17 protein-coding genes are annotated in these 16942 nt (G+C 72.0%); 8 read left to right on the forward strand and 9 right to left on the reverse strand.

Annotated features, from left to right (window positions below):
- Window positions 1–57: 57 nt before the first annotated feature.
- From folD to LXT12_RS00445, 6 genes are all read left to right on the forward strand, one after another.
- Window positions 58–906, forward strand: a complete 849-nt coding sequence (gene folD, locus LXT12_RS00420; protein WP_233388378.1) for a bifunctional methylenetetrahydrofolate dehydrogenase/methenyltetrahydrofolate cyclohydrolase FolD — start codon at window positions 58–60, stop codon at window positions 904–906.
- A gap of 54 nt (window positions 907–960) precedes the next feature.
- A complete protein-coding gene (locus LXT12_RS00425; protein WP_233388381.1) occupies window positions 961–1251 on the forward strand; it encodes a type II toxin-antitoxin system Phd/YefM family antitoxin in 291 nt (96 codons plus the stop codon).
- A 6-nt stretch (window positions 1252–1257) separates the two neighbouring features.
- Complete coding sequence (locus LXT12_RS00430; RefSeq protein ID WP_233388383.1) at window positions 1258–1635, forward strand: type II toxin-antitoxin system RelE/ParE family toxin; 378 nt, start codon at window positions 1258–1260, stop codon at window positions 1633–1635.
- A gap of 8 nt (window positions 1636–1643) precedes the next feature.
- Window positions 1644–3635 carry a M3 family metallopeptidase gene (locus LXT12_RS00435; RefSeq protein WP_233388385.1) on the forward strand — a complete coding sequence of 664 codons (1992 nt, stop codon included), beginning with the start codon at window positions 1644–1646 and terminating at the stop codon, window positions 3633–3635.
- A gap of 128 nt (window positions 3636–3763) precedes the next feature.
- The gene (locus LXT12_RS00440) at window positions 3764–5455 is read left to right on the forward strand and encodes an amidohydrolase (RefSeq protein WP_233388387.1); all 1692 of its coding nucleotides are present in this window, start codon (window positions 3764–3766) and stop codon (window positions 5453–5455) included.
- Between the two features lie 2 nt (window positions 5456–5457).
- Window positions 5458–5973, forward strand: coding sequence for a DUF1697 domain-containing protein (locus LXT12_RS00445; protein ID WP_233388388.1), 516 nt, complete (start codon window positions 5458–5460; stop codon window positions 5971–5973).
- Here the strand turns inward: LXT12_RS00445 and LXT12_RS00450 are convergent.
- From LXT12_RS00450 to LXT12_RS00490, 9 genes are all read right to left on the reverse strand, one after another.
- Window positions 5951–7555, reverse strand: a complete 1605-nt coding sequence (locus LXT12_RS00450) for a SulP family inorganic anion transporter (protein ID WP_233388390.1) — start codon at window positions 7553–7555, stop codon at window positions 5951–5953. The two genes, LXT12_RS00445 and LXT12_RS00450, sit on opposite strands and share 23 nt — an antisense overlap.
- 161 nt (window positions 7556–7716) lie before the next feature.
- Window positions 7717–8931, reverse strand: coding sequence for a DUF2252 domain-containing protein (locus LXT12_RS00455; protein WP_233388392.1), 1215 nt, complete (start codon window positions 8929–8931; stop codon window positions 7717–7719).
- Window positions 8931–10046 (reverse strand): patatin-like phospholipase family protein, encoded by a 1116-nt coding sequence (locus tag LXT12_RS00460; RefSeq protein WP_233388394.1) that lies wholly within the window; start codon window positions 10044–10046, stop codon window positions 8931–8933. The genes LXT12_RS00455 and LXT12_RS00460 overlap by 1 nt, the downstream gene beginning before the upstream one ends.
- Window positions 10046–10672, reverse strand: coding sequence for a glutathione S-transferase (locus tag LXT12_RS00465; protein ID WP_233388396.1), 627 nt, complete (start codon window positions 10670–10672; stop codon window positions 10046–10048). The genes LXT12_RS00460 and LXT12_RS00465 overlap by 1 nt, the downstream gene beginning before the upstream one ends.
- Window positions 10669–11190, reverse strand: a complete 522-nt coding sequence (locus LXT12_RS00470) for a hypothetical protein (RefSeq protein WP_233388398.1) — start codon at window positions 11188–11190, stop codon at window positions 10669–10671. Before LXT12_RS00470 ends, LXT12_RS00465 begins: the two co-directional genes overlap by 4 nt.
- 34 nt (window positions 11191–11224) lie before the next feature.
- Window positions 11225–11752, reverse strand: coding sequence for a hypothetical protein (locus tag LXT12_RS00475; RefSeq protein WP_233388400.1), 528 nt, complete (start codon window positions 11750–11752; stop codon window positions 11225–11227).
- The gene (locus LXT12_RS00480; RefSeq protein ID WP_233388402.1) at window positions 11749–12171 is read right to left on the reverse strand and encodes a VOC family protein; all 423 of its coding nucleotides are present in this window, start codon (window positions 12169–12171) and stop codon (window positions 11749–11751) included. The genes LXT12_RS00475 and LXT12_RS00480 overlap by 4 nt, the downstream gene beginning before the upstream one ends.
- Before the next feature lie 56 nt (window positions 12172–12227).
- On the reverse strand, window positions 12228–15017 hold the full coding sequence (locus LXT12_RS00485; RefSeq protein ID WP_233388404.1) for a M16 family metallopeptidase: 2790 nt from the start codon (window positions 15015–15017) through the stop codon (window positions 12228–12230).
- A gap of 102 nt (window positions 15018–15119) precedes the next feature.
- Entirely contained in the window at window positions 15120–15521 is a 402-nt protein-coding gene (locus LXT12_RS00490) for a response regulator (RefSeq protein WP_233388406.1), read from the reverse strand.
- A 145-nt stretch (window positions 15522–15666) separates the two neighbouring features.
- Between LXT12_RS00490 and LXT12_RS00495 the strand changes: the two genes are divergently transcribed.
- Both LXT12_RS00495 and LXT12_RS00500 read left to right on the forward strand, forming a co-directional pair.
- On the forward strand, window positions 15667–16542 hold the full coding sequence (locus LXT12_RS00495) for an STAS domain-containing protein (RefSeq protein ID WP_233388409.1): 876 nt from the start codon (window positions 15667–15669) through the stop codon (window positions 16540–16542).
- Window positions 16543–16546: 4 nt separating this feature from the next.
- Window positions 16547–16924, forward strand: coding sequence for an STAS domain-containing protein (locus LXT12_RS00500; protein WP_233388411.1), 378 nt, complete (start codon window positions 16547–16549; stop codon window positions 16922–16924).
- Window positions 16925–16942: the final 18 nt, after the last annotated feature.

The following is a 16942-nucleotide window of genomic DNA, read 5'->3' on the forward strand; positions in this document are numbered from 1 at the left end:
TCTCTGTGCCTCCGTGCCTCTGTGGCTTTGTTTCTTCAGCTTTACGGGAACCCCATCATGACCGCCCAACTGATCGACGGCCTCGTGCTTTCCAAGCAAACCCGCGCCGAAGTCGCCGCCCGCGCCGCCGCCCTCACCGCCCAGGGCCGCCAGCCCGGCCTGGCGGTCATCCTCGTCGGCGACAACCCGGCCAGCCAGGTCTACGTGCGCAACAAGGTCAAGGCCTGCGAGGAGGCCGGCATCCGCTCGGTGCTGGAGAAGTACGACGCCACCATGACCGAGGCCGAGCTGCTGGCCCGCGTCGAGGCGCTGAACAACGACCCCACCATCCACGGCATCCTCGTCCAGCTGCCCCTGCCCCGCCACATCGACGACCACAAGGTCATCGAGGCCATCTCACCCGCCAAGGACGTCGACGGCTTCCACGTCGCCAGCGCCGGCGCCCTGGTGGTGGGCGAGCCCGGCTTCAAGGCCTGCACGCCCTACGGCTGCATGAAGATGCTCGAGAGCATCGGCATGAAGGACCTCAAGGGCAAGCACGCCGTCGTCATCGGCCGCAGCAACATCGTCGGCAAGCCCATGGCCCTGATGCTGCTGGCCGCCAACGCCACCGTCACGGTCTGCCACAGCGGCACGGCCGACCTCGGCGCCATGACCCGCCAGGCCGACGTCGTCGTCGCGGCCGTCGGCAAGCGCAAGGTGCTGACCGCCGACATGGTCAAGCCCGGCGCCGTCGTCATCGACGTGGGCATGAACCGCAACGACGAGGGCAAGCTCTGCGGCGACGTCGACTTCGACGGCGTCAAGGAGGTGGCCGGCTGGATCACCCCCGTGCCCGGTGGGGTCGGGCCGATGACGATTGCCATGCTGCTCGTCAATACGCTGGAATCCGCTGAACGGGGTTGACCGCTGCCGGCCGGCATTGCACGATCCCGCCACGAATTCATTAATGGAACCGTCATGACCGTGCGAACCCAGGACGTCGTGCCCATCAGCGATGCCCGCGCCCGCTTGACCGAACTGGCCGAGGATGTCGTCGTCCGCGGCCATGAGAAGGTGCTCACCAAGAACGGCAGCAGCTACGTCGCCCTCGTCGACGCCCGCAAGCTCGACTACTACCACGAGCTGGAGGCCGAGCACGGCCATCTCGTGCTGGCCCAGGGCGTGCTGGAAGGCCTGGCCGACGCTGCGGCGGAGCGCCTGATCGACGACGCGGCCATCGATGCCGCGCTCGCCTTGCCGAAGGGCTGAGCGGCCATGGCCTTGCCGGCGCAGGCACGGCTGCAGGCCGCCCAGTCCTTCGTCCGGGACGTACGAGCCTGCGGTGAATTCATGCGCGAGCAGGATGCCCTCAGCGCCGAAGGTCGTTACGCACGGCTGCTCGCCGAGCTCGGCCAGGCACGCGAACTGCTCCGCTGGAACCCCCATGCCGGCCGCCCCGCCCGCTTCCTCCAGGCCCGCTCCTTCCAGGGCCGGGCACTTGCCGATCGCGCACAGTCGCAGGCGCGGGCCGTCGGCCTGGCCGGCCTTCGGGAACTCGTCATCAAGCCCTATGTGCTGCTCTATGCCCACAGCGACGACCGTGTCGTCCTGCTCGCGTTCAAACATCAGCGCCAGCTGAGCTTCCGCCTCTGAACACCGCCATGACCAATCCCCTGCTCTCCACCGCCGCCCTGCCTGACTTCGCGGCCATCCGCCCCGAGCACGTCCAGCCGGCCATCACCGAGCTTCTGGCCGCCGCCAAGACGGCCCTCGACGAGGCGGTGAAACCCGAGACGCCGGCCGACTACGACGCGCTCTCGCGCATCCTCGACACTGCCACCGAGCGCCTGGGCACGGCCTGGCACGCCGTCGGCCACCTCAATGCCGTGGCCGACACGCCGGCCCTGCGCGAGGCCTACAACGCCATGCTGCCGGCCGTGACCGAGTTCTACACGGCCATGGGCGCCAACGAGGCCCTGTTCGCCAAGTACAAGGCCGTCATGGCGGCCCAGGGCGAGAGCCTGAGCGCGCCGCGCCGCCAGCTGCTCAAGCACGCCATCCGCGACTTCGTGCTGTCGGGCGCCGAACTGCAGGGCGCGGCACGGGAGCGTTATGCCGCCATCCAGGAGCGCAGCGCCGAGCTGCAGCAGCAGTTCAGCGAACACGTGCTCGACGCCACCGACGGCTGGAGCCACTTCGCCACGGCGCAGGAGCTGGCCGGCGTGCCCCAGGACGTGCTCGACGCCACGCGCCAGGACGATGGCCGGCACAAGCTGACCCTGCACTTCCCGGTCTACCTGCCCGTCATGCAGTACGCCGAGAACCGCGCCCTGCGCGAGGCCCTCTACCGCGCCTACGTCACGCGCGCCAGCGAGCACGGCAAGCCCGAGTGGGACAACACCGCCGCCATGCGCGAGATCGTCGCGCTGCGGCAGGAGGAGGCCCAGCTGCTCGGCTACGCCAACTTCGCCGACGTCTCGCTCACGCCCAAGATGGCCTCCGGCCCGGCGGAAGTCACGGCCTTCCTGCGTGACCTCGCCCGCCGCGCCCGCCCCTTCGCCGAGAAGGACCTCGCCGAACTGCGCGAGTTCGCCGGCGGCGCGCCGCTGGAAGCCTGGGACGTGTCCTACTGGAGCGAGAAGCTCAAGGAAGCCCGCTACGCCTTCAGCGACCAGACCGTGAAGCAGTACTTCACCGCGCCCAGGGTCGTCGCCGGCCTCTTCTCCATCATCGAGCGCCTCTTCGACGTGTCCATCCACGAGGCCGGCGCCTCGGTCTGGCACGACACGGTGAAGTTCTACGAACTCCGGCGCGACGGCCGGCTGGTGGCGCAGTTCTACCTCGACCTCTACGCCCGCCCGGGTAAGCGCCCCGGCGCCTGGATGGACGAGGTGCGCAGCCGCTGGCTGCGGCCCACCGGCGAACACCAGACCCCGGTCGCCCTGCTGACCTGCAACTTCGCGAGCCCCGTGGGCGACAAACCCGCCCTGCTCACCCACGACGACGTCATCACCCTCTTCCACGAGTTCGGCCACGGCCTGCACCACATGCTCACCCAGGTGGACGACCTCGGCGTCTCGGGCATCTCGGGCGTCGAATGGGATGCCGTCGAACTGCCCAGCCAGTTCATGGAGAACTTCTGCTGGGAGTGGGAGGTGCTGCAGCAGCTCAGCGGCCACGTCGACGGCGGCGCGCCCCTCCCCCGCGACCTCTTCGACAAGATGACGGCGGCCAAGAACTTCCAGAGCGGGCTGATGACGCTGCGCCAGATCGAGTTCGCGCTCTTCGACATGCGGCTGCACGGCGAGCCCGGCACCGAGGCCGAGGTGCAGCGCCTGCTGGACGACGTGCGCGCCGAGGTGGCGGTGCTCATCCCGCCGGCCTTCAACCGCTTCCAGCACAGCTTCTCGCACATCTTCGCGGGCGGCTATGCGGCCGGCTACTACAGCTACAAGTGGGCGGAGCTGCTCAGCGCCGACGCCTGGAGCGCCTTCGAGGAGGAAGGCGTGTTCAACCCCGAGACCGGCCGGCGCTTCCTGCGCGAGGTGCTGGAGCAAGGCGGCGCGCGCGACGCCATCGACAACTTCAAGGCCTTCCGCGGCCGGGAGCCGACCATTGACGCCCTGCTGCGCCATCAGGGCATGACGGAATAGCCCACCCCGTACCGGCTTCGCCGGCCCCCTCGAGGGGCGCCGCCGGGTGAATCCGAGACCCGCCGATAGGTCGGCCTCCCCGTGTAGCAACGGATGCGCGACGAGGCCCCATGCCCGAGACTGCCGGCATGCGAACGCCAAGACTCATTGCCATCGTCCTGCTCGCCCTCGGCGGCGGCGCCGTTTCCGCCGAGGCCCTGCTCGTCCACAACGCACGTGGCCTGACGCTCGACGAGAGGGGCCGCGTCCTGCGCTTCGACGCCATGAGCGTCGGTTCCGACGGCCGCGTGCAGGCCATCGGCCGCATGGCCGAGGTCGCGGCCAAGGCCGGCGACGCGCGGCGCGTCGACGCGGGTGGGCAGGTGCTGATGCCCGGCCTCATCGACGCCCACGGCCACGTGCTCGCCCTGGGCGCGGCGCGGCGCAGCCTGCAGTTGCGCGACACCCCCGACCTCGCCGCGGCGCTGGCCGCCGTCAAGGCCCACGCCGCCGCCCGCCCCGATGCGGCGTGGATCACGGGCGGCGGCTGGAACCAGGCCGCGTGGAAGCTCGGCCGCTTCCCGACCGCCGCCGAACTCGACTCGGCCGAAAGCGCGCGCCCCGTCTGGCTCAGCCGCGTCGACGGCCATGCCGGCTGGGCCAACAGCCGCGCCCTGCGGCTGGCCGGCATCACGCGCGACACGCCCGACCCCGGCGGCGGTCGCATCGAGCGCGATGCGGCGGGCGAGCCCACCGGCGTGCTCGTCGACGCGGCCATGGACCTGGTCGAGCGCCTGGTGCCGGCCGAGGACGCGGCCGAGATGGCCGCCAATCTCGACACCGCCGAAGCCGAGCTGCTCGCCCTGGGCCTCACCAGCGTGCACGATGCCGGCATCTCGGCCGCCGCCGATCAACTGCTGCGCCGGCGCGTCGCGGCCGGCCAGCTCAAGATCCGCCTCTACGGCATGGCCCGCGGCAGCGATGCCGCCTTCATGGCGCGGCTGCGCGCCGAAGGCCCGCTGAAGGATGCCGCCGGGCCGGAACCCGGCCACTACAGCCTGCGCGCGGTCAAGCTGTTCGCCGACGGCGCCCTGGGCAGCCGCGGCGCCGCCCTGATCGACCCCTACAGCGACGCGCCGGCCACCCGCGGCCTGCTCTTCCACGGCGACGCCGAACTGCAGGCCCAGATGCGCGCCGCCGCTCGGGCGGGCTTCCAGGTCAACGTGCATGCCATCGGCGACGCGGCCAACCGCCAGGTGCTGGCCGGCTTCGAGGCGCTGCGCCGCGAAATGGGCGCGCGCAGCACGGAGCTGCGCCACCGCATCGAGCATGCCCAGGTGATCGCGCTGGCGGACATCCCCCGCCTGGCTCGCGACGGCGTCATCGCCTCCGTGCAGCCCACGCACGCCACCTCGGACATGAACATGGCCGAGGACCGCGTCGGCCCCCAGCGCATCCAGGGCGCCTACGCCTGGCAGCGGCTGCTCCGGAGCGGCGCGCGCCTGGCTTGCGGCTCGGACTTCCCCGTCGAGGAGCCCAGTCCCTGGGCGGGCCTGTATGCGGCCGTCACGCGCGAGGACGCCGAGGGCCGGCCGGTGGGCGGCTGGTATCGCCAGCAGGCCCTCACGCCGGTGCAGGCCCTGGACTGCTTCACCCGCGGCGCCGCCTACGCGGGCCATGCCGAGCAGGACGTCGGCTCGCTCACGCCCGGCCATCGGGCCGATTTCATCCTCGTCGACCGCGACCCGCTCACCTCCTCGCCCGCCGCCCTGCTCAAGACCCGGGTGCTGCAGACCTGGGTGGGCGGGCGCCTCGTCCACACCCGTCCCCAGGAGCCCTGACCATGCGCCTCATCGCCCTCTGGCGCGGCATCAACGTCGGCAAGGCCAAGCGCATCGCCATGGCCGACCTCAAGGCCCTGCTCGCCGAACTCGGCGCGACCAACGTGTCCACGCTGCTGAACAGCGGCAACGCCGTCTTCGACGTCGGCAGGAAGCTCTCCGCCGACAAGCTCCGCCGGGCCGTCGCCGAGCGCCTCGGCGTCGACGCCGGCGTCGTGCTCAAGACGGCCGAGGAATGGGCCGCCATCGCCGCCGAGCAGCCCGTCCCCGAGGCCGACGACCCGAGCCGCCTGCTCGTCGCGGTCGCCGCCGATGCGGCCACGCTCAAGGCCGCCGAGGGCATCGTCACGGCGGGCGGCGAGCGCTTCGTCGTCACCCCGCACGCGGCCTACCTCTGGTGCGCCCAGGGCATCCTGGAGAGCAAGGCCGGCGTGCAACTGCTCAAGAAGCTGGGCGACGGCGGCACCACGCGCAACTGGGCGACGGTCGAGAAGCTCAACGCGCTGGCGTCGAAGTGACGGCGGCGGCGGCGTCCGCGACGCTCCAGAACAGCCTCTCCTCGCGGCCCAGGCCCGCGGGAGCGCTGGCCTGCAACAAGGCGCGGACCGGCTCCTTGACGCGGGCCAGCAGCAGCCGCTGACCGCGCCCGGCCAGGCGCAGGTCCAGCTCCAGCAGACATTCGAAGGCCGTGCTGTCCAGGTCGCCACTCTCCTCCAGGCTCAGCACCAGCGTGCCGGCGCCGCTGGCGGACAGCCTTGCCGCGGCCTCGGCCACCACACGCTCGGCACTGGCGAAGAACAGCGGCTCCTGCGGGCGCAGGATGAGGGCGCCGGCCACCACCTCGGCCTCGGGATGGTCGATGCGGTTGACGAAGTTGCGCGTGCCCGGCAACGCGGCCAGCTCGTGCAGCACCGGCTGGCTGAAGCGCCTCAGCGCCTCGACGATGGACAGCGCCACCGCCGCCAGCATGCCGTGCAGCAGGCCCAGGGCCAGCACCGCCACCACGGCGCCCACGACGAGGAGGCGGTCGCGCCCCAGCCGCCACGTCGCCGCCAGCGGGCGCGGCGAGAGCGCATGCCACAGCGCCGCGATGACCGCCACGCCCAGCACCGGCCGCGGCAGCCACTGCAAGGCCGGCAAGGCCACGGCGATCGCCAGGGCGACGACCAGGCAGGCCACCAGCCCCGCACGCCGGCTCTGCGCCCCGGCGCCGTGGTTGGCGGCGCTCGCCGAGAAGCCCGCGCCCACCGGCATGCCCTGCAGCAGGCCGCTGGCCAGGTTGGCGGCACCGAGCGCGAACAGCTCGCGGTCGGCATTCAGCGCATCGCCGCGCCTGAGGGCCAGGGAGCGCATGCTGCCCCAGGACTCGGCGAACAGCAGCACCACGAGGCCGACGGACAACTCCGCCACCCGCAGCCAGGCGTCCCTCGACAGGCTGGGCAGGTGGGGCGAGAACGACGGCGGCACCACGGCACCGACGACGGCCAGGCCGCGGGCCGGCAGGTCCAGCCAGCGCGTCGCGGCGATGGCCACGGCCAGCGCAATCAGCGAGGCGGGCCAGGCGGGCCGGCGCCGCAGCAGCGCGATCAACGCGCCGCTGGCCCCGGCCACCAGCAGGCTCAGGCCCTGCCAGTCATCCGCGCGGGCAAGCACCCAGCCGAGCAGCCGCAGCGGGTCGAGGGCCGGTGGCGGCGGCAGGCCCAGCACGTCGGGCAGCTGGCGGATCACGATGGTCAGCGCCAGGGCGAAGGCGAAGCCCCGCAGCACCGGCCGCGAGACGAAGGCCGACAGCTGGCCCTGGCGCGCCGCCGCCAGCACCAGCAGCACGGCGCCGGTGGCCAGGGTCAGTGCGATCAGGGCGTCCGCATGGCCGATGCCGGCCAGGCCGGCCGCGGCCGCCGCGGCCAGGCTGGCGCTGGAGGAGGTGGGCGCCACGATGGCGTCCCGGCTGCGGCCCAGCAGCGCATAGGCGGCGAGGCCGACGAGCACGGCGGCGAAGCCGTGCGACACGGGCGCACCGGCCAGCCCGGCATAGGCCACGGCCTCGGGCAACAGCAGGCCGGCCACGCACAGTCCGGCGGCCAGGTCGGCGCGCATCATTCCTTCAGTGGCCCATGCCGCTGATGCGGCACTCAGGGCGCATGAAACACGAAGCGACGTGCGACAAGAGAACACAGCCACAGAGGCACAGAGACACAGAGAGACCTGCATCCCGCTGCCTCTGTGTCTCTGTGCCTCTGTGGCTTTGTTTGGCTTGCACTTCAGGCCGCCAGCACACCGTCATCCCAGGCCTCGTTGAACACGGCGGCGTCCTTCCGCACCTGGCCGGCCATGTCGCGCGAGGCCTGCACGAGGCGGTCGCGCCATTTGCCCGGGCCCTGGCCGCGGCGGCCGAAGTCGATCAGCGCATCGGCCGGCTCCGAACCCTGCCGCCCCGCCGAACGCAGCTGCGCCCAGGCCATCAGCCGCCCCATGGTCAGCAGGCTGTGGGCCAGGCTGCCGCCGGCGCGCCGGTCCAGCGCGCCGAGGTCCAGCCGGTCCTCGCCGGGCTGCAGGGCGCGCAGCACATAGGGCCGGCCCGCCCAGCGCACCGGCTGCAGCAAGCCCATGCTGACGGCCTGCATGCGCTGCTGCACGGCCACCTCGCGCTGGGCCTCGTCGCCCAGCGGCGGCTGGCGGCAGCCGGCGATGGGCGCCAGCGTCGAGGCCCGCGCCGGCTTGAGGTCCAGCAGATGGGCGCCGCCCGCGCCGCCGTCGCCACGCACCAGCACCACATAACGGTCCAGGCCCAGGCTGCCGGTGCCAGCCACGCGGCGGGCCGCATCCAGCACCTCGAAGAAGCCGGTTTCGTCCTGCCGAGCGGCGGCGAACTCGGCCATGAAGGCGCGCACGCTGTCCTGCTGCACGGCGCTGGCCGGCAGGGCGTGGCGGCCGTCCACGCGCAGGCGCAGCCGCCGGCCCCGGCCCTGGCAGCGGCGCTCCAGCAGGCCGGCCTGCTCGCGCGTGGCGACCTGGTCGAGCAGCAGGCGCACCGGGCCATCGGCCGTATCGCGCTCCAGCCAGTAGGCCTTGCCGCCGGCCATGGCGTCGGCATAGGCGTCCAGCGTCGCGCGGGCGAAGCCCTGGGCATCGCCCTCGTCCAGGCCCAGTTCGTCGGCCGCCAGCCACAGGCTGGTCAGCAGGTGCAGGGGGTCGGCGCTGGCCGGCGCGAGGGCGGACTCGTCGAAGTCGTTGATGTCGAAATAGGCCAGGCCGTTGGCGCCCTGATAGCTGCCGAAGTTCTCCAGGTGCATGTCGCCGCAGCACCAGGCCACGGGGGCCGGCTTGAGGGCTCCGCGCCTGAGCCGGGCATGGAAGAGATGGGCCGCCCCGCGCAGGAAGACGAAGGGGCTCCTGCGCATCTTGGCGAACTTCATGTGCAGCCGCTCGGGGTCGCGGCCGGCGTTGTAGTCCCGCAGCGCGCGGATCACGTCCATCAGGCCTGGCCCTCCAGCGTGTGCACCCGCATGCCGACGCGCTCGTGCATGGGGTCGCGCCAGGCCGCGCGCTCGAGCACGCGGCGGCCATCGCGCAGGCCCGCCGCCCAGCGCGCCCGCAGCCGGGTGTCGCTGAAGTCGATGTCGCGCCAGGAGTCCTCGCCCGGCAGGGCCTGCATGACGAGGTGGACGATGTCGATGCGCGAGTCGCAGCCCAGGGCCAGCAGGGCCTTCACGGCCGGGTCGGCGGCCGTCTTCTCATCCAGGCGGCGGCCGAGCAGGCGCACGGCGCGGCGCACGTTCTGCAGCCGCTCGTGGTCGTCCAGGTGCTCGAAGATGCGGCTGGCGTACTGGATGTCCTTGTAGCGCGTCAGCGCCTGGGCCATGGTGTGGGGCGCGCTCTCGCTGGCGTCCCAGAGATCGACCATGAAGCACAGGGTGTCCTTGCGTTCGGCGTCGTCCAGCACCACGTCCAGCGGCGTGTTGGAGTAGATGCCGCCATCCCAGTAGGCCTCGCCGCCGATGACCACGGGCGCGAAGCCGGGCGGCAGGGCGCCGCTGGCCATCACGTGCTCGGGGCCGATGCGGGTGTGGCCGTCGCGGTTGTCGAAGAGGGCCAGCGCCCCCGAGCTCACGTTGACGGCGCACAGCGTCAGCCGCGTCTGGCCGGCGGCGATGCGGTCGAAGTCGACCAACTCACGCAGCGTGTCGGCCAGCGGCGTGGTGTCGTAGAAGCCGAGTTCGCCGACGGGCGCCCGGCGGTTCATGTCCCAGGACTGCGGGCCGCGCGGCTTGAAGAAGCCCGGCACGCCGGCGGTCAGCGTCTGCCAGGTCTGCAGGCCCTGCTGCCACCAAGCGGTCCAGGGGCTGGCCGGGACTTGGGATGACCAGCTCGGCCGGGTCACGCGGCGCCAGAACTCGCGCAGGGCCGCCACGCGCTCGGCCGGCGCATTGCCGGCCATCAGCGTCGCGTTGATGGCGCCGATGGAGGTGCCGACCAGCCAGTCGGGCGGCAGCTCGGCATCCTGAAGGGCCTCGACGAAGCCGCCCTGATAGGCGCCCAGGGCCCCGCCGCCCTGGAAGACGTAGACGGTCTGGGGAGGGTGCTTGGCCATCAGCCCAGTTGCACGCCGTCGTCGCAGGGGATGGCGCGGAAGACCGGCAGGGCCTCGGTCGCCGCGGCATGGGCGACGAGCCGCGGGAAGCCGTCCGCCGCCACCACCTCGGGCAGCAGCAGCTGCGTGAAGGTCCAGGCCACGCCCACGGTGATGGCGGCCTGGCCGAGGCGGGTCTCGGACACCTCCAGCGGCCGGGCTGCCAGCTCGTCGTCCAATTCGCGGTAGGCCGCGTCGAGCTGGCCGCTGACGCGCTGGACCCAGGGCTCGTGGCGCTTCTCGGCGGGCCGCAGGCCGCGCTCGTAGACGATCTGGGCCGTCTTCTCGCAGGCCGCCAGGGCCAGGCCCATGAGGCGCAGTTCGTGCAGCAGCGCGGCCGGCTCGCTTGGCAGCAGGCTGCGGCCGGCGAGCGCCTCCACGTACTGCAGCATCAGGCTGGAGTCCATCAGCCGCGTGCCGTCGTCGCAGACCAGGGTCGGCGCCTTGACGACGGGATTGATGCGCCGGAATTCGTCGAAGCCGCGGAAGACCGAGATCGCCGCGTGCTCGAAGGGCAGGCCGAGCACGCGCATCGTGATGGCGACGCGGCGCACATAGGGCGAGTCGAGCATGCCGATGAGTTTCATGAGGTCTCCTTGGAGCTGGCCAGGCTGGCCGCCCGTGCCGAGGCTTCGTCCAGTTCGCGCTGCAGGCGCTGCGCCACTTCGTGGCCATGGCGGCGTTCGATCTCCGCGCGCATGACGCGGTTGTAGCCGTCGGCGAAGGCCTGGGCCAGGGGCGTCGCCTCGTCGGTCTTGACGACCCATTCGATGCCGTAGCGCTGCTTCCAGCGCTTGAGGCGGGCCGCCACGTCCGCGTCCTTGGGCGCCTCGGCAGCGAAGGACCGCACTTGCAGCAGGCCGGCCTCGAGGTCGGCGCGGGCCTTGGCCTCGCCCCGCTCGGCGGCGACGGCCGGGTTGCCGATGCGCAGATCCACGGTGGCGATCAGCTGCCGCTCCGCACGGCCGGGGCCGTCGACGACGCCGAAGCGGTTGAACAGGCCGAACACGCTGCCCGCGGCCACCAAGGCAGCCAGCACGGCCACCCCATGGATGGCCCGCAGCCGGCGGCGCGGCATGGCCGCGGAGCCGGCGGTCGCCAGCATGGAGGACGCCCTCTCACTCATTCCAGGTCTTTCGTCAATTCGTCGAGGCCCGATTCTCGGCCAGCGGCGCCAGGGCCGCGCCGACACGGGCTTGCCAGGCGCCCTGCTCCGCCGCCGTCCACTCGGGCCAGTGCGGGGCCGAGGCTTCCAGCTCGGCGGCCAGCGCCCGCAGCGGCGCTGCGTCCGTCAGGTCGGCGGCCAGAGTCAAACGGGCCAGCCACTCCTGGGCCAGCCGCACCCGCGGATAGGCCGCGAACAGCCAGCGCGCCACCTCCGGCCGCCCGCGCCAGTCGGCGCTGCCGAAGCGCTCGACCGCCTGCGCGGTCAGGCGCTGGCCCGCGCCGAGGCAGTCGAAGGCGACGCAGCCGGCAAAACCGAGTCCGATCAGGTCGGCATGGACGCCGCAGCGGTGGTCAGCGCAGAGGTGGCGGCAGGGCGTCTCGGCCGGCTTGTCGAAGCCGAAGCCCTGCACGGCGTCGAAGGGCGGCGTGACGCAGCACAGCGCCACGCAGGCCGAGCAGTCGGCCCGCAGGTGCGCGGGCAGGCGCGGCGCGCCGGTCACGCCGCGTCGGCCGACACGCCCACCATCCAGCCCACGCCGAAACGGTCGGTCACCATGCCGAACAGGGGCGCCCAGAAGGTCTTGCCCAGGGGCATGGTCACCTGGCCGCCCACGGACAGCGCGGCGAAGGCCTCGCGGGCGATGTCCGCGTCCGGGCAGTCCAGCGACAGCGAGAAGCCCTTGAAGGCGGTGTCGCCGCCGCACATGCCGTCGGACATCATCACCAGGGCGCCGCCGATGTGCAGCGAGGCATGCATGATCTTCTGCTCCGAGCCGGGCGGCAGCATGCCGGGGGGCGGCGGCTCGGGGCTTTCGGCGTAGCGCATCATGAACTCCACCTTGGCGCCGAGGGCCCGGCTGTAGAAGCCGATGGCCTCCTCGCAACGGCCGTCGAAGAAGAGGTAGGGCTCGATCTTCATGCGGGTCTCCTGATCGAAGGGCGATGGACGATGGACGACTCTAGCGCCGCGGCGCGTCAAGGTGTCTTGAAATCCCCTGCCGTCGAGATGACGAAGCGCCCCGGATCGATGTGCCGGCGCCAGGCGGCGTTGGCCTGCTCGACGGTGACGGCGGCGAGCTTGTCGTCACGTGCCTGGGCGGCGGCCCAGGTCTCGCCGCGCTCGGCCAGGGTGCTGAGGCCGCCGGCCAGGGCGCCGGGGTCGGCGCGGCCCTGCTTGCGGCCTTCGAGGATGTCTTTCTTGGCCCGCGCCAGCTCCGCGGCCGTCACACCCTCGGCCGACATGCGGGCCAGCTCCTCCTTGACGACGGCGATGACGCGCTCGCGCCGGTCGGGCGCATAGCTGGCCTGGATGGCGAAGTTGCCGTCGTCGCCCCAGAAGCCGGCCGACAGGCTGGCGCCGATGCCGTAGGTCAGGCCCTCCTTCTGGCGCACGCGCTCGGACAACCGGCTCTCCAGCCCGCCGCCGCCGAAGATGTGTACGGCCAGCTCCAGGGCGGGGTAGTCGGCGTCCTCGCTGTTCAGCGGCAGGGCCTCGTGCAGGCGCAGGATGGCGTTGGCCTTGTCGCGGGCGATGGCGTCGAAGCGCGCCGGCGGGATGTCGACGTGGTGGGGGATGTAGCGCACATAGGCCGGGGCCGAGGGCTTCTTCCAGTCGCCGAAGAGCTTCTCGACCTCGGCGCCCAGGCCGTCCGGCAAGGCGCCCACGACGCTGAGCTGCGCGTCGTTGGCGCTCCAGTAGTCCGCATGGAAGCGCCGCACGTCGTCGAGCGTCGTCGCCTTGAGGTTGGCGATGCGCTCGTCCACGCCCATGACGTAGTCCGGGTGGCCCAGGCTCACGCCGCGGGCGCGGTTGTAGTGGCCGCGCGTGGCCTCCTGGCGCAGCACCGACGGCTCCTGGCGCGACGCCTCGATGCCGGCGATCGCCGCCTTGATCTCGCGCTCGAAGGCGTCCTGGGGCAGCTGCGGCCGGCGCAGCGTGTCGGCCACCACGCGCAGGGCCGGCAGCAGGGTGTCGCGCTCGGCACTGAGGAAGATGGTGGCGCCCTGGTCGTAGCTGACGATGTTGAGCCCCGCCCGCAGCTTGATGAGAGCGTCCTGCAGCTGCTGCTTGTCGTAGCCCGCGCTGCCCTCGCTCATCAGTTGGCCGACCATGCCGGTGCCATTGCGGGCGAAGGTGGCGTCGCGCTCGCCCCAGCGCAGCTGCATCTGCATCACCACCGAGTTGCCGCGCGTCTGCCGGCGCAGTGTGTGCAGCGAGATGCCGCTGGGCAGGGTGGTGCGGCTCATGCGCGACTCCAGCACCGCCGGCACCGGTTCCAGCTGCTCGCCCTCCTCCACCTGCGGCGGGCCCTTCAGCCCGGCCAGCCGCTGATCCAGCGGCGGTGCGGCCGGGATGGCGACCCGCTCGACGGCGTCGGCAGGCAGGTAGCGGCCCAGCGTGCGGTTGGCGGGCCGGAAATAGGCCGCGCGCACCCGCTCCACGTCGGCCAGCGTCACCTTGGGGATGTCCTCCATCAGCTGGAAGAGCAGCCGCCAGTCGCCCGCGGCGATGAGGCCGGAGATCTGCTGGATCAGCGCCTCGGGGTTCTTCATCTGCTGGCGATAGCTGTTGACGGCGATGTCGCGCACGCGCACGAGTTCGCTCTCGTCGAAGGGCTTGGCGCCGCGGCCCTCGGCCAGGTCCAGCAGCAGGGTCTCGACCTTGGCCACGTCGGCCCCCGGTGGCAGGGCCGCGAAGGCGCTGGCGGTGCCGGGGTCGGCGCCGCCCAGGCCCCCGATGCCCGCCGCCACGGCGAGCTTGGGCTCGACCAGCTGCTTGTAGAGCTGGCCGCTGGGCTGCAGGCTCATCAAGAGGCCGTAGACCATCAGGGCCGGCGTGTCCGGGTGGGTCACGGCGGGCACGTGGTAGGCCGCCAGCAGGATGGGCTGGCCGCCGACGCGGCGCACGACGACCGTGCGCTCGCCGTCCTGCGCCGGCTCGACGGTGTAGGGCTGGGGCATGGGCTCGGCCGGCCGCGCCACGGGGCCGAAGTCCTTGGCGATCAGGTCGAGGGCCGCGGCCTTGTCGAAGGCGCCGGCGATCAGCAGCGTGGCGTTGTCGGGCCGGTAGTAGCGCTTGTAGAAGGCCTGCAGCTTCTCGATGGGCACGTTCTCGATGTCGCTCTTCGGGCCGATGGTGGCGTGGCCATAGGGATGCCAGGCAAAGGCCGCGGCGTTGACGCGCTGGGCCAGCACCGCGAAGGGCTGGTTCTCGCCGCGTTCGAACTCGTTGCGCACGACGGTCATCTCGGTGTCGAGGTCGGCCTTGGCGACGCGGCTGTTCACCATCCGGTCGGCCTCGAGGTCGAGCAGGAAGGCCAGGGTGTCGGCGTTGGCGTTGAACGAGGCGAAGTAGTTGGTGCGGTCCACCGTCGTCGAGCCGTTGAAGCGCACGCCGCGCTGCGCCATCGCGCCGGGGATGTCGGTCTGCCGCGGCGTGCCCTTGAAGAGCATGTGCTCCAGCAGATGGGCCATGCCGTATTCGCCCGGCGACTCGTGGCGGCTGCCGACGCGGTAGGTGATGTTGACGGTGGTGGTCGTCTGCGTTGAGTCGGGAAAGAGCAGCACCTGCAGGCCGTTGGGCAGCCGGTACTCCTCGATGCCGCCCAGGGCGCGGACGGCGACGGGGCGGGCGGGGGCGGCCGCCACCTGGGCCGGGCGCGGCGCGGCCTTGGTGGCGGCGCGGGCGTGGACGGTCTGCGCCTGGGCGGGCGCCAACGCGGCGGCCAGGCATACCAGGGCCAGGCCGATTCGCAAGGACTTCATTCGGGGTCTCCGCAGAGCCGGCTGCGCCGGTCGATTCGATGAGGCGCCGATTCTCACCGCTGCGCGCGACCCCGCCGCGCCTTGTGCCCGCCGACCGGGGCGTCAGGCTTCAGGGGCCCGCCCGTTGGCCGCGGGAGCCGGGCCCAAAGGCGGAAGCATCAGGCGCAGCTTGGCCGGGTCCAGGGGCTTGGTGAGCACGAAGTCCACGCCGGCGCGCTCGGCGGCCTCGTGCTGCTTGGCGTCCTGCCAGCCGGTCACGGAGATGAGCACGAGGCTGGCACCCTCGCGGGCCCGCAGCTCGCGGGCGAGCTCCACGCCATGCATGCCGGGCATCTCCAGGTCGAGCAGCACGCACATCGCCGGCTGCTCGTCGATGGCAGCCAGCGCCGATTGCGCGTCTGCGGCGCGCCGCACGCGGTAGCCGTCGGCCTCCAGCAGCAGGCCCAAAACCTCCCTCACATCGGGGTCGTCATCCACCACCAGAACGTCCACAACGTCTGCCATGCTCGCCTCCTTGCCCCCAAAGTTGATCGTGGGCCTCCATTGGGGCAAACGGCGTTCCACCCCCTAGGTTCACGCAGCCGGCAGCAAGGACCTAACGGGTTAGTCGCGTGCCTGAATGGCCACCCCTCCCCGCAAGGATCCGCTCATGGCCGATGCCGCCACCCAGGTCATCCTTCCCGTGCTTGCCGCCCACGAACCCGAAGTCCTGAAAGAGTGGCTGCAGCGCTTGCGCCCGGATGTCGGATTTTCCGGCGACCGCCTGCGCGAGGGCGAGCTGCAGGGCCAGTGCACCCGCTTCCTGAAGGAGCTGCGCGGCGCGCTGGAAGCCGGCGCGGCGACGATCGACTCCGCCGCCTTCGCCAGCCTGCGCGAGCAGCTGGAGGATCTTTCCGCCAGCCGCGCCACCCAGGGCTTCTCGCCGCGCGAGACGGCGGTGTTCGTGTTCTCGCTGAAGCAGCCCTTGTTCGACGTGCTGCAGCGCCACGCCCCGGCCGGTGGCAACGCGCTGGAGGCGGACTTGGCCATCGGCCTGCTGCTCGACAGCCTGGGCCTGTTCACGATGGAGGCCTACCAGCGCACGCGCGAAAGCCTCATCGTGCGCCAGCAGCAGGAGATCGCCGAGCTCTCCACGCCGGTCATCAAGCTCTGGGACGGCATCCTGGCCCTGCCGCTGATCGGCACGCTGGACAGCCAGCGCACCCAGGTCGTCATGGAGAGCCTGCTCGAGGCCATCGTGCAGCAGAGCGCGGCCACCGCCATCATCGACATCACCGGCGTGCCTACCGTGGACACGCTGACGGCGCAGCACCTGCTCAAGACGGTGTCGGCCGCGCGGCTGATGGGGGCGGACTGCATCATCAGCGGCATCCGCCCCCAGATCGCGCAGACCATGGTGCACCTGGGCGTGGAGCTGACCGTGGTGTCCAAGGCGACGCTCGCGGACGCCTTCGCGCTGGCCCTGTCCAAGCAGGGCCGCACCGTGACCCGCATCAAGGCGGCCGACGCCACGCCGCGGGCCTGACGCCGTGGACCGCATTCCCATCCTCAAGCTGGGCAACGCCCTGCTCGTCACCATCCAGGTCGACATGCACGACCAGCTCGCCACCGCGCTGGAAGAAGACCTCACCTCCCGCATCGTCGAATGCAACGCCCGCGGTGTGCTGATCGACATCTCGGCGCTGGAGATCGTCGACAGCTTCATGGGCCGCATGCTGGACAACATCGCGGCGGTCTCCCGCATCCTCGACGCCGACACGGTCGTCGTCGGCATGCGGCCGGCCGTGGCCATCACGCTGGTGGAACTCGGCCTGTCGCTCAACGGCGTCAAGACGGCCCTGAACGTCGACCGCGGCATGGCGCTGATCCGGCCGCAGCTGATTGCCGGCGACGACGACGGTGACTGAACAGCTCGCCATCCGGAC

The sequence above is a fragment of the Pelomonas caseinilytica genome (genome assembly GCF_021353235.1).
GTDB classification, from domain to species: Bacteria; Pseudomonadota; Gammaproteobacteria; order Burkholderiales; family Burkholderiaceae_C; genus Pelomonas; species Pelomonas caseinilytica.

Bases quoted from the DNA above. Each gene is read 5' to 3' on its own strand.
- LXT12_RS00470 (WP_233388398.1), bottom strand. From the start codon at position 11,190: ATGCTGGCGACCGCCGGCTCCGCGGCCATGCCGCGCCGCCGGCTGCGG.
- LXT12_RS00440 (WP_233388387.1), top strand. From the start codon at position 3,764: ATGCGAACGCCAAGACTCATTGCCATCGTCCTGCTCGCCCTCGGCGGC.
- LXT12_RS00460 (WP_233388394.1), bottom strand. From the start codon at position 10,046: ATGGCCAAGCACCCTCCCCAGACCGTCTACGTCTTCCAGGGCGGCGGG.
- LXT12_RS00485 (WP_233388404.1), bottom strand. From the start codon at position 15,017: ATGAAGTCCTTGCGAATCGGCCTGGCCCTGGTATGCCTGGCCGCCGCG.
- LXT12_RS00430 (WP_233388383.1), top strand. From the start codon at position 1,258: ATGGCCTTGCCGGCGCAGGCACGGCTGCAGGCCGCCCAGTCCTTCGTC.
- LXT12_RS00490 (WP_233388406.1), bottom strand. From the start codon at position 15,521: ATGGCAGACGTTGTGGACGTTCTGGTGGTGGATGACGACCCCGATGTG.
- LXT12_RS00495 (WP_233388409.1), top strand. From the start codon at position 15,667: ATGGCCGATGCCGCCACCCAGGTCATCCTTCCCGTGCTTGCCGCCCAC.
- LXT12_RS00445 (WP_233388388.1), top strand. From the start codon at position 5,458: ATGCGCCTCATCGCCCTCTGGCGCGGCATCAACGTCGGCAAGGCCAAG.
- LXT12_RS00425 (WP_233388381.1), top strand. From the start codon at position 961: ATGACCGTGCGAACCCAGGACGTCGTGCCCATCAGCGATGCCCGCGCC.
- LXT12_RS00455 (WP_233388392.1), bottom strand. From the start codon at position 8,931: ATGGACGTGATCCGCGCGCTGCGGGACTACAACGCCGGCCGCGACCCC.
- folD (WP_233388378.1), top strand. From the start codon at position 58: ATGACCGCCCAACTGATCGACGGCCTCGTGCTTTCCAAGCAAACCCGC.
- LXT12_RS00450 (WP_233388390.1), bottom strand. From the start codon at position 7,555: ATGATGCGCGCCGACCTGGCCGCCGGACTGTGCGTGGCCGGCCTGCTG.
- LXT12_RS00435 (WP_233388385.1), top strand. From the start codon at position 1,644: ATGACCAATCCCCTGCTCTCCACCGCCGCCCTGCCTGACTTCGCGGCC.
- LXT12_RS00480 (WP_233388402.1), bottom strand. From the start codon at position 12,171: ATGAAGATCGAGCCCTACCTCTTCTTCGACGGCCGTTGCGAGGAGGCC.
- LXT12_RS00465 (WP_233388396.1), bottom strand. From the start codon at position 10,672: ATGAAACTCATCGGCATGCTCGACTCGCCCTATGTGCGCCGCGTCGCC.